Consider the following 12,089-nt stretch of genomic DNA (forward strand, 5'->3'; position numbering starts at 1 on the left):
AGCCTCCACTTTATTCAGCTTGTAACCCTACCTATATTATAACAATAAATAACCTTTTTCCTAAATAATATTTGCAAAATATTTTTAAAGTTATTCCCAGCCAATCTGTCAGCCAATATATTACGTAATTTGACAGCATTTTAAATCATATTTCAATTCATTTATGTATGTTTCCAAAAATTATATATTATTAAAATTCAGGTGAAGCTTCTTCACCTGAATTTTAATAAATGCTTTATAAATTATGACATATTAAACTTGCTTAGTATGCTCTTCCCCAATAAACCAGTTTACTAGCCTTTTTACCACAACATACACAGGTGCCCGAAATACGTTCCTGGTCAAAGGGAATGCACCTCGAAGTCGCTCCTGTAATTTCCCTGATCTTTTCTTCACATTTAGCATCTCCACACCACATTGCCCTGACAAAGCCAGATTTATTTTCCTGTATATCTTTAAATTCATCCATATTCAAGGCATCTCTGGTATTATTATCTCTAAAAGATTTTGCCCTTTCAAACATGGAATTGTGAATTTTGTCTAAAAGATCAGTCACATTTTTTTCTAAATTGTCCATGGGCACAGTTATTTTTTCTCCCGTATCCCTTCTTGCCAGTACGACCTGGTTCTTCTCAATATCCCTCGGTCCTACCTCAAGGCGGATTGGAACACCTTTCATCTCGTATTCACTGAATTTCCAGCCTGCTGTTTTATCAGGATCATCGTCAATTCTAACTCTCACAACCTTAGACAACCTGTCTTTCAATTCATATGCCTTCTTAAGCACACCTTCCTTATGCTGTGCTATAGGTACTACAATCACCTGTATTGGTGCTATCCTGGGAGGCATAACCATGCCATCGTCATCGCCGTGTACCATTATTATAGCACCGATCAACCTGGTAGTCACAGCCCAGGTAGTATAATGTACATACCTTTGCTTACCTTCCTTGTCAGAATATTGTATGCCGAATGCCCTGGCAAAATTTTCACCCAGATAATGGGATGTACCCGCCTGCAGAGCCTTGCCATCGTGCATCAGACTCTCAATAGTGTAAGTGTCAACGGCACCTGCAAATTTTTCGCTCTCAGTTTTTTTACCTTGAATTACCGGCATGGCCAAAACATCTTTACACAGTTTAGAATATAAATTCAATATATACCTGGTCTCTTTTTCAGCTTCCTCTTTAGTGGCATGAATAGTATGACCTTCCTGCCACAAAAATTCAGCTGTTCTCAGAAACGGCCTAGTTGTCTTTTCCCATCTCACTACAGAACACCATTGGTTATACAATTTCGGCAAATCCTTATAGGAATGAATTATTTTAGCAAAATGATCGCAAAACAGTGTCTCCGAAGTCGGCCTGACACATAGTTTCTCTGAAAGCTTTTCATTCCCTCCCTCGGTTACCCAGGCTACTTCCGGCGCAAATCCCTCTACGTGTTCCTTTTCTTTCTGAAGTAAATGCTCTGGAATAAGTACAGGCATATATACATTGTGATGACCTGATTCCTTGAGTCTTTTATCCACATATTCTTTAATGCCCTCCCAAATGGCATAGCCATACGGCCGTATTATCATACATCCTCTTACACTAGAATAATCTGCCAGCTCCGCTTTTCTTACAATATCCGTATACCATTGAGCAAAATCTTCATCTCTAGATGTTATCTGTTCCACCAATTTTTTATCCAACTTAACTACCTCCAAAATCTAAATAATAATTTTAAATACAAAAAAAACCTCCAATCCCCTCACAAGGGACCGAGGTCACATACGGCGGTACCACCCTATTTAACATATTCAAATATATTCACTCTGCTTGCATCTATAACGATGATTTCACCGCTGTATCCTACTATCGTTTCAAATACAGAACTCCAAGGCAGGTTCAACACACCTCTTTGGGAAATTTCCACCTTTCATTCCCCTCTCTGCAAAAAAACAGTATATCTACTAATCCTTATCTTTGCGTTCTCCATATTTACCTAATTTTTTCATGCTTATTTTATATAATAGAGTATAAAAAATCAAATGTCAATAGTTTTTTATACTGCGGAATCGAAAATCAGCGGTAAAATGCCGCTATAGTTCTCATAATATCCTCCATCCTATCCTCGATTAAGTCAGAAGTATCTTCCATAGAATTTTTTAAACTCATGGGCTTATTTTCAATGCTAAAAAGAGAAGTTGCCCCCATAGAATACAGATTCTTATAGCCTTCTCCCAATCCTCCGGACAATATGATAACAGGTTTATCATATTTCTTGGCTAATTTGGCAATTCCGGAGGGTGCTTTGCCAAAACAGGTTTGAAAATCGGTATTTCCCTCACCTGTTATTATCAGGTCGCTATTTTTAACTTTATCTTCCATGTGAGTAACATCCATTACAATATCTATCCCGTTTTTTAATTTCGCTTTCAAGAACACAATAAGTGCAAACCCAAGGCCTCCGGCCGCACCTGCGCCTGCTGTTTCTGAAAGATCTTCGTTAAAGATATCCTTTACAACACCGGCATAATGACGCAAATTCCTGTCTAATATTTCAACCATCCTGGGAGTTGCATTTTTTTGAGGCCCATATACGGCAGAAGCTCCATTTTCGCCGCACAGAGGGTTATTTACATCTGAAGCTGCAATAAATTGACTCTCATAAATTCTTTTGTCCATTTTACTCAAATCAATTTTTACAAGCTTGTCAAGATTTCCGCCGCCGCAGGAAATCTCCCTGCCGTATCTATCAAAAAACCTTGCTCCAAGAGCCTGAAGCATTCCTGCTCCACCGTCATTTGTAGCACTGCCTCCAATTCCAACTATAAATTTTCTGCATCCCCTGTCAAGAGCACTTTCTATAAGCTCGCCAGTGCCAAAAGATGTAGTTACAAGAGGGTTCCGCTTATCTTTGGGAACAAGGTACAGCCCTGACGCAGAAGCCATTTCGATAACTGCCGTGCCATTTCTCAGGATTCCATAATATGCTTTCACCTTATCACCCAGCGGTCCCGCAACACATTCAACACACTTTTGCCCTCCGGCAGATGTAATAATTGCATCCACTGTTCCTTCACCTCCATCTGCAATTGGAGCTTCGGTTACCTCTATATCAGCTGATACTTTAAATATTCCCTTCTTGAGTGCGGCACATACACCTCTCGATGGCAGACTGCCCTTAAAGGAATCTGGTGCAAGAAGTACTTTCAATTTTATTACCTCCATGATTATACATTAATTATGATTATATATTATGTATTCTATAGACCATCCAAATTTCCCTTTCCCCCCATTAATATAATCCGGCAAAAAATTACATACTAGAATTGGGAGGCGAACCTATATGAAATTAAAAAATTTAATTCCGGCAGTTATTTTCATCCTTTTAAGCAGCCTAATTTGTACAAATACAAACGCCTTTTCAGGCAGTCACTATATAAAAAACCCAAAAGTTCCAAAATATCTTTATGTAATACAGCAGAATAATTTAAGTGCTGCAGAAAATACCATGATAGCAACACTTCAGGGAGTAATATCAGACAAATCCGACTCCCAGATATATACCTTAAATAAAAACCAGCCGGATTATAAAATATGGCTGGAGGATCTTAAAAAAAATTATGGTGTCAACTATATTATGGTGGATGATCCCTGGTACCTTCTAAATAAATTTGAAAAATTTATAAAAGGCTACGTCCTCTATGACAATTTTTCCAAAAAAGATCCATCGATAAACAATGCCTGCTCCCTGGCAGCTTTAAAAAACTCCATAGCCATAGATAAATCCATAGAATCCAAAGCCAAAGCTGCAGGTATAAAAATGCAGCAGGACTGTAGAAGCACTGACAAATACTGGGCCTATAATAATCTTTGGAACAAGGGTCTCAACCATTCAACAGTAATTGAACTATCTCCAAAGAGGGACACAGCCCTAAGAGACTATGGCATAATGAGCAAGTCTCTGGTATTTTACGAGGATGATCCAGAAAACTTCTCCCTCAGGAATAAAGTTTTCGGATCTATGAAAAAAGACTCCATATGCTTGGGATGGGGACCTGACGAGAAAGAAAATATAAATTCAGCCTCCCAAAATGGAGTAAGTGTGATTCCCGCGGACTGGTCCTACAATTTGACAGTATTAAGTGCTTTCCCCTCTTTTCCCATAACTCAAAAAAATGAAACAGATACCATAGAAAATGCAGCCTCAAAAAACACCCATTATGTAACTTTCGTCATGTCAGATGGAGACAACCAGCAGTGGAATCTTGGAAGCAATTTCGGATCTTCAAAATGGTACGGTTCACCTAAAAGAGGCAGTTTCAACATGGGGTTCAGCATAAGTCCATCTCTGTATGAATTGGCACCAACTGTTTTAAAATTCTATTATAAAAATGCTTCTTCAGGCATTTTCAAGGATTATTTCATAGTATCCCCTTCAGGAAACGGATACGTGTATCCCAGTAAATTCAAAGCGGATTCCCTGAAGCCCTTTTTAAAAAGATTAAATAACTACATGAAGAACACAGATCAAAAATATGTTTCTGTCTTAGATGACCGTTCTTTTTACAATAAAAAACTCTGGGATAAATACACTGCCTGTTCGAACATACGGGGCATATTTTACTTAGATTACCGCAGGCAGGATGACTATAAAGGTAGAATAATTTGGAGCAGAGGCAAACCTATAGTATCCTGCAGGGATCTGCTCTGGTCCAAAATAGAAGAAAACAGTGATCTGGTAAAAAATATAAACGAATATGTAAAAGAAGGCTACACGGACACAAGCAAATCCGATGCATATACCTTCGTATATGTACACGCCTGGAGTAAAAGTATGGAAGACATATATGAAGTTATAGAACAGCTGAATAAAAATCCCGCAATAAAAGTGACACCGCCGGATACTTTCATGGAGCTCATAGAGAAAAATGTAAAGCACAGATAGGTAAATGTTCAAGTCATCGAACTTGATTAAGTTTTATTTGTGTGCTATAATTCAGCTAATTTATATGTTAGCAGACTAGAGACACTAGAGGCTGGCTTTAGCACAGTATTAATTATGTGTTATGTAATTTATTTACATGTGTTAAGCTGGCTCTTTTTATATTTTAAAAATTAATATCAGCAATATTTGGAGGAATTTATTATGAAAAAAGAGTTTGCGACAAATCTCATACATAAGGGTGAACAAAATCCGGATTCTGTTTCAAAGCCAAAAACTTTACCTATTTTTATGACTTCAGTATTTTCTTTCGATGACGTGGAAACCCTTGATAGTGTATACGAAGGTCACTCTAAAGGATATATATATTCAAGAAATGGAAACCCTGTACATGACGTCTTAAAAGAAATAATGTGCAGTATTGATGAAGGAGAAGATTCACAAGTTTTTTCCTCGGGAATGGCTGCCGTCACCATGTCAATCTTATCACTGGTAAAATCCGGTGATCATATAATAGCAGACAATGTATTATATGGAGGAACCTATCAATTCTTAAAAAACGAATTAAGTAAATTTAACATAGAAGTCACTTTTATCAACGCTGTTGAAGACAATATGGAAAAATATTTTAAACCAAACACGAAATTGGTATATGTGGAAACTATATCAAACCCATTGATGGAAATTGCCGACCTGCCAAAAATATCTAAAATCACTCATTTGCATAATGCAAAATTGATTGTAGACAACACTTTTGCAACTCCTATAATATGCCAGCCATTAAGATTGGGTGCTGACATAGTCGTGTACAGTGCTACAAAATATCTATGCGGTCACAGCGACATAACTGGTGGGATTGCCGTTTCAAACAAAGAACTTATTAAAAACATAAGAAATATTTCTGCACTTTATGGGCCAATGATGAGTCCTTTTGACGGCTGGCTCCTCATAAGAAGTCTTAGAACATTGGAAATCAGAATGATACAGCATTCAAATAATGCCATGAAACTGGCAAATTTCTTGGAAAACCACGACAAGATAACAAATGTTTTCTATCCCGGATTAAAATCCTCGCCTACCAATAAAACAGCAATTAAAAACTTTTCCAATAATCTATTCGGGGGAATGATGAGTATAGACGTGGAAGGCGGCGAAGAAAGTGCCTGTAAACTCATAAAATCACTTGACAGCATAAAGTTTGTGCCCAGTTTAGCAGGAGTAGCTACATCCGTATCCTATCCAGTAAAAACTTCTCACAGGGCATTAAATGACGATGAGCTCGCAAAAGCAAATATATCAAAGGGACTAATACGTATTTCCACCGGACTTGAGAATATCGACAGTATAATTTCTGAATTTGACAGTGCATTAAATAAAATATAATGAAAACAGTCATTGTACTTGGAGCCCAGATATATCTACCCATGCTTGAAACAACTCCCAATTTCTCAAATTTGAAATTTGATTTGGCATTATGGAAAAATGCCAAATCTTTTTTATTAATTTTCACTGCTGCTTTTCAACCATTGAGACCAGCTTGTATTGAAATTATCCCTGTTCTCCCTCGTATATTTATAAAATTTCTTTATGAATTCAGATCTTTCCCCCGAAAAGCTTCCAGGTTTATAGCCGGATTTTAAAAGGTTCTTACCTCCCAGAAGCACTTGCCTTTCCATTATATCTTCAAGGCTTACATCCTTGGAATTTTTCATCATATCATACATTGTCATAAAAGTAGTAGTTCTTCCAATACCAGCCTTGCAGTGGAAATGATACCATGTATTTTCGGGCATATTTTTAACTATTTTTATAAAATAATCCACCATTTCATCTGAAGGTCTCTCATTGTCCGTAACAGGTATTCTGATATAATTCATACCATTTTGTTCCACCAGCTCTCTTTCGCTTTGAACCTCAGCTGGAATTATTTCCTTCCCGTCAATTTCAATCTCTTCATTCAGCTCAATGTCCTTGAGCTTTTCACTTTCATCTTTCAATACTTCTTCCCTGCTCAATCCTTTATTAGCCTTATTATTATCTTCACCAACCCAGCTGACCGCAAGGTTGTTTATAAATCCGTGAGATTCCTGCCTTAAGTCAATTACAGCTATAGGTACATTTCCTATCTGTTCTTTCAGAATTTTTATGTTATTTCCGGTAAACTGCGCACTTCCTGAAGCATTTAATATGGATAACCCTTTCAGATTCACATCTTTTTTATCTATATTATCCGTGCTTTTCCTGAATCTCTTTGGAATCTTTGCCTTTTTCTTGGAATCTATTTTAAGGTGTGATTCAACGCTTACAGATTCATTTACAGGTTCAAGAATCCCTTCGGAGTACACTTGAGATATTCCAATAGCATTTACAAATGATGTAAAAAACACTGTAAAGATAAATATGCTTATTGATCTGGTAAATTTTTTCTTCATGTATATTTCACCTCTCTTTCATATATATCTTTTCAATTTTATTAAAATAATATTACTTGAATTCAATTATAAAAAGCATATATAAAATATATCCGGAAAAGAAAATATATTCTCTTCCGGATTTTTGCTGTATGCTCTTCATATTTATAAATTATTTTACTATTAAATCAAGGGCTTGTTTCAAATCAGCTATTATATCTTCTACATTTTCAAGACCAACAGACAACCTTACCAGTCCATCACTTATACCAGCAGCATGTCTCTCTTCTGGAGTGTAAGGTGAGTGGGTCATGGAAGCAGGATGTTCTATAAGAGTTTCTGCATCTCCCAAACTCACTGCCAGGGTTGCAACATTCACGTTGTTCATAACAGTTATGCCTTCTTCAACTCCACCTTTCAACTCGAAAGAAATCATGGCACCCGGATATTTCATCTGTTTTCTGGCAAGTTCATAGTATTCAAAACTTTCAAGTCCAGGATAATATACTTTACCAACCGCAGGGTGTGTCTCCAGGAATTTAGCAACTTCCATGGCATTTTTACAGTGCTTTTCCATTCTTATTCCCAGGGTTTTCAAACCTCTTATTATAAGATATGCATCAAATGGACTGAGTACAGCACCTGTCATATCTTTCAATCCAGAAAATTTGACATCATCTATAAAATCTTTCTTTCCAACGACAAAACCGGCTATAACGTCACCGTGGCCATTCAAATATTTTGTTGCAGAATGAACCACTACATCGGCACCCAATTCCAAAGGTCTTTGAAGATATGGGGTACAAAATGTATTATCGACAATCACAAAACAGTCTTTATTATTATTATGGGCAACCTCAGATATTTTCCTGATGTCATTGATTTTTAAAGTTGGATTTGCAGGGGTTTCAAGGTAAACTACCCTTGTATTTGGTTTCAAGGCATTTTTTATTTCCTCCAGGTTAGAAGCATCTACAAAAGTCACATCCACTCCGAATTTTGTAAGTCCATGACTTAAAAGGGAAAAAGTACATCCATATAAAGTGTCAGATGCAACCACATGATCGCCGGCTTTTAATGCAGTCCAAAGAGCTGAAGAAATAGCTCCCATACCCGAAGAAGTAGATACTGCAGCTTCTCCGCCTTCAAGCAGGGCTAATTTTTCCTCCACCGCACTGCAGGTTGGATTTCCGAGTCTGGTATACACATATCCGCCTTCCTCACCTGCAAATCGTTTTCCACCCTGCTCTGCCGAGTCAAATACAAAGGTTGATGTCTGATATATGGGAGTTGCCAAAGATCCGAACTGCCTATCCCTTATATTTCCACCATGTATGGCCTTGGTATCAAAACCCATTTTTGTTATATTTCTCATTAAGCTCATCCTTCCCAATTAAAATATAAATCTCAACTATTTTTTAAAGCAAATACTATACCATATCCTAAATAAAATAATTGGGTCAAACTGTAAAAAATAGTTGCCAAAGATTTTAAACTATGGCAATTTTATTTTACAACAGGAAACTATTCTTTACATTTCTGACAAGTCACACCTAGATCCGAGAATTATCTTATATTATATTTTTTTATCTTATTCATCACAGTGGTATGAGACACTCCTAAAACCTTTGCAGCTTTTCTAAGACTGCTGTACTTTTTCAACGTAGATGCAAGTACTTCCTTTTCAACATTTCCCACAGCTTCTTTAAGAGTGATATCAGTATTTGTTTTTTCCCTAGATCTTGCATATTCATTATATTTGGGAAGGTTGACAATTAAATTATCTTCATTTAGAATATCACCGTAACATAAATTCATTGCCCTTTCTATAACATTCCTAAGTTCCCTTACATTTCCTGGCCATTTATATTTCATCAATTTTTTCATGAATTCTACTCCCACACCCTTTATATTCCTATTTAACTTTTTATTTAATTTATTTATAAAAAAATTCACCAATGCGGGTATGTCAGACAGTCTCTCTCTGAGCGGAGGTATATATATTGGAATTACATTGAGCCTATAATATAGATCTTCCCTAAAAGTTCCCTTTTCTATCATGCTTTCTAAATCCCTGTTGGTAGCTGCAATTACCCTTACATTCACTTTTTCCTCTAAATTGCTCCCAATTTTCCGTATGGTGCCCTCTTGAAGTACTCTTAAAAGTTTTGCCTGCAGCGGAAGTGAAAGTTCACCTATTTCATCTAAAAATATAGTCCCATTATCTGCTGCCTTAAAAAGCCCTTCTTTCCCCTGTTCCCTCGCGCCAGTAAAGCTCCCTCTAGTATATCCAAAGAGTTCACTTTCAATAAGATTTTCCGGCAGGGATGCACAATTTAAGGTCACAAAATTTTCATCTGCTCTAAGGCTCAAATTGTGGATTGCATTTGCAAAGAGCTCCTTTCCAGTACCACTTTCGCCTCTCAACAGCACGGTAGATGTACTTTTAGCTACAGCAGAACATACTTTTTCTACCTCTGTCATAACAGAGCTGTTCCCTATAATATCCTTAAAAGCCCTATCCTCCTTTGAAGTAATGGCATTGGACAACTCTATTACCTCATTTATATCTTTAATAGAAGCAACTGCTCCCATTGTATCGCCTCTATCATCTTTAACCGGTCGGCCTGTAGTAATATAATGAATATTTATCTTTTTGTTTTTTACTTTCAGTTCTATGTTATTATAGCCTTTCCCAGTTTTTAAAATATCAATAATAGGAGCATCAAATCCAAGAAAATCCCTAATATTTTTCCCAAGGGCATCTACTTTTTTTATATTGAATATATTTTCACAATATTTATTGAAAAGTTCTACCTCACCTCTATAATTTATAGCTATGATTCCATCCTGAACGGCATCTATTATGGCTAAAAGCCTCCTTTCATCCCTCTCATAGGGGATAAGCTCAACTCTTTGGACCTTAACCACTTCCTTCATTGACATTATATTATACATAAGTTCTGAGATTTTCCCCTCATCCAAATTTTCCAACTTTATATATACTTTTTCCGGGAAAACTTCTAGTGAATGTATACTTATATTATATTCACAAAATTTTTTTAAAATATCCAGTACTATGCCCATTCTATCTTTTGAAATTATTTTAATTCTCAAATAATCTTTCATCAATTGTATACTCCCTTCTAATTTAAAAACACCAGCTAATTAAAACATATCAAATATAATTTCATAGTCAAGTATCCATATAATAAATAAAATTTATAATCACCCCAAAAAATTCCTCCGCATAAGTTGGTAGTATACCTATTTCATACGGAGGTTATATATGAATGTTTTATTGATAAACCTACATTATATTTATATTATATTTATTTTAATAATAATCATAGCCATGATATTCAAGCGGGACATATCTCTCATATGTATCATTGGTATTTTCACTTTGGGAATATTTGCAACAAATTCCATACCTAAATCCATAATAGGAATCTTCAACAGCTTAGTTCATGCAACCAAGGAGCTTATGCCCACAATCTTCATAATATCTATAATAACTGCAATGAGCAACGTTCTCGTCGTAGTGGGAATAAACAGAGAGCTGGTATCTCCCTTTAAAAAGATAATGAAATCCTACTGGATGTGCTATTGGATCATAGGAATAGTAATGATGACCTTGTCCTGGTTTTTCTGGCCTTCCCCTGCCGTAGCCCTCATCGGGGCATTATTTTTACCCATAGCAAAAAAAGTAGGTCTCCCGCCAATAGGTACCGCAGTAGCTATGAATCTATTTGGTCACGGGATAGCATTATCCAGCGATTTCATAATACAGGCAGCCCCTAAACTCACAGCTGATGCAGCCGGAATAAAAGTTTCAAGCGTGATATCTGCAAGCATACCTCTTACCATAGTTATGGGTGCAGTTACTACAATTACAGCTTTTTATCTGCTCAGGAGAGATATGAAAAATGGGAATATAAACATGAACTTTCAACGGGAAGAAACAATTACAAAAAAGGAAAAAGATACTATAGTTATACCTGGCATACTCAGAAAATTTCTAACTATATTCATAATATTTATATTTGTTTTGGATATAGTAATTATGTCTGCATGCAAACTCCAGGGAGGAGATGCAACAGCTTTGATAGGTGGAACTGCCATTTTTATTTTGAGCTTGATTTCAATTATAGCTTATCGAAAAAGGTGCCTGGAAAAAATTACGACCCATATTGTAGACGGCCTTATATTTGGATTCAAAATATTTGGTATAGTCATACCAATTGCAGCTTTCTTCTACTTGGGAGACTCAGCTTTTACAGAAATATTCGGCAAAGTACTCCCCCAGTTTTCCCACGGTATAGTCAATGACCTTGGGGCAGCTTTTTCAAATATCACTCCCTCCAGCCCGCTGTTCGCATCCGGGACTTTGACCATAGTAGGTGCTATAACAGGTCTAGACGGATCAGGATTTTCAGGAATACCACTAGTAGGATCCATCGCAAAACTATTTTCTGCGGCAGCAGGCGGCGGCGTATCTACCCTCACAGCTCTAGGTCAAATAGCAGGCATATGGATTGGAGGTGGAACTGTAATACCGTGGGCTGTAATACCTGTTGCAGCCATATGTAAAGTAAACCCCTTCGAACTTGCAAAAAGAAACCTAATACCGGTTACACTTGGCTTACTAGTAACTACCATATTTGCATCATTTTTGATATGACTGCAATATTTATAATGTCAACTAATTTTGAAAATGTCCCAAAAAGTTTTAATTATTAG

At 36.6% G+C, this 12,089-nt stretch carries 8 protein-coding genes and 1 other annotated feature; of the genes, 3 read left to right on the forward strand and 5 right to left on the reverse strand.

The features are described 5' to 3' along the window. Nucleotides 1–262: 262 nt before the first annotated feature. On the reverse strand, nucleotides 263–1,696 hold the full coding sequence (gene proS, locus AB8S09_RS07230; RefSeq protein ID WP_369868823.1) for a proline--tRNA ligase: 1,434 nt from the start codon (nucleotides 1,694–1,696) through the stop codon (nucleotides 263–265). Nucleotides 1,697–1,757: 61 nt separating this feature from the next. Beyond that, nucleotides 1,758–1,980, reverse strand: a binding site (T-box leader). Between the two features lie 89 nt (nucleotides 1,981–2,069). Next, on the reverse strand, nucleotides 2,070–3,203 hold the full coding sequence (locus AB8S09_RS07235; RefSeq protein WP_369868824.1) for a glycerate kinase family protein: 1,134 nt from the start codon (nucleotides 3,201–3,203) through the stop codon (nucleotides 2,070–2,072). A gap of 133 nt (nucleotides 3,204–3,336) precedes the next feature. Here AB8S09_RS07235 and AB8S09_RS07240 point away from each other — a divergent pair, with 133 nt between their 5' ends. Together AB8S09_RS07240 and AB8S09_RS07245 are read left to right on the forward strand one after the other, a co-directional pair. Continuing rightward, nucleotides 3,337–4,938, forward strand: coding sequence for a GxGYxYP domain-containing protein (locus tag AB8S09_RS07240; RefSeq protein ID WP_294180037.1), 1,602 nt, complete (start codon nucleotides 3,337–3,339; stop codon nucleotides 4,936–4,938). Between the two features lie 201 nt (nucleotides 4,939–5,139). Next, nucleotides 5,140–6,318 (forward strand): trans-sulfuration enzyme family protein, encoded by a 1,179-nt coding sequence (locus AB8S09_RS07245; RefSeq protein ID WP_369868825.1) that lies wholly within the window; start codon nucleotides 5,140–5,142, stop codon nucleotides 6,316–6,318. Nucleotides 6,319–6,434: 116 nt separating this feature from the next. Here the strand turns inward: AB8S09_RS07245 and AB8S09_RS07250 are convergent, their stop codons facing one another. The 3 genes from AB8S09_RS07250 to AB8S09_RS07260 all read right to left on the reverse strand — a co-directional run bounded on the left by AB8S09_RS07250 (nucleotide 6,435) and on the right by AB8S09_RS07260 (nucleotide 10,475). Further along, nucleotides 6,435–7,367 carry a fused DSP-PTPase phosphatase/NAD kinase-like protein gene (locus AB8S09_RS07250; RefSeq protein ID WP_369868826.1) on the reverse strand — a complete coding sequence of 311 codons (933 nt, stop codon included), beginning with the start codon at nucleotides 7,365–7,367 and terminating at the stop codon, nucleotides 6,435–6,437. 151 nt (nucleotides 7,368–7,518) lie between these two features. Beyond that, nucleotides 7,519–8,721 (reverse strand): methionine gamma-lyase, encoded by a 1,203-nt coding sequence (gene megL, locus AB8S09_RS07255; RefSeq protein ID WP_369868828.1) that lies wholly within the window; start codon nucleotides 8,719–8,721, stop codon nucleotides 7,519–7,521. A 191-nt stretch (nucleotides 8,722–8,912) separates the two neighbouring features. Further along, complete coding sequence (locus tag AB8S09_RS07260) at nucleotides 8,913–10,475, reverse strand: sigma 54-interacting transcriptional regulator (protein WP_369868829.1); 1,563 nt, start codon at nucleotides 10,473–10,475, stop codon at nucleotides 8,913–8,915. 160 nt (nucleotides 10,476–10,635) lie between these two features. Between AB8S09_RS07260 and AB8S09_RS07265 the strand changes: the two genes are divergently transcribed. Then, the gene (locus AB8S09_RS07265) at nucleotides 10,636–12,030 is read left to right on the forward strand and encodes a hypothetical protein (RefSeq protein WP_369868830.1); all 1,395 of its coding nucleotides are present in this window, start codon (nucleotides 10,636–10,638) and stop codon (nucleotides 12,028–12,030) included. Nucleotides 12,031–12,089: the final 59 nt, after the last annotated feature.

Origin of the sequence: Clostridium lapidicellarium, assembly GCF_041224415.1 — a bacterium.
Classification (GTDB): domain Bacteria; phylum Bacillota; class Clostridia; order Clostridiales; family Clostridiaceae; genus Clostridium_B; species Clostridium_B lapidicellarium.

What these genes read in the sequence shown, in the direction of transcription:
- AB8S09_RS07240 (WP_294180037.1), top strand. Translation starts at nt 3,337, where the DNA reads ATGAAATTAAAAAATTTAATTCCGGCAGTTATTTTCATCCTTTTAAGC.
- AB8S09_RS07245 (WP_369868825.1), top strand. Translation starts at nt 5,140, where the DNA reads ATGAAAAAAGAGTTTGCGACAAATCTCATACATAAGGGTGAACAAAAT.
- AB8S09_RS07250 (WP_369868826.1), bottom strand. Translation starts at nt 7,367, where the DNA reads ATGAAGAAAAAATTTACCAGATCAATAAGCATATTTATCTTTACAGTG.
- megL (WP_369868828.1), bottom strand. Translation starts at nt 8,721, where the DNA reads ATGAGAAATATAACAAAAATGGGTTTTGATACCAAGGCCATACATGGT.
- AB8S09_RS07260 (WP_369868829.1), bottom strand. Translation starts at nt 10,475, where the DNA reads ATGAAAGATTATTTGAGAATTAAAATAATTTCAAAAGATAGAATGGGC.
- AB8S09_RS07265 (WP_369868830.1), top strand. Translation starts at nt 10,636, where the DNA reads ATGAATGTTTTATTGATAAACCTACATTATATTTATATTATATTTATT.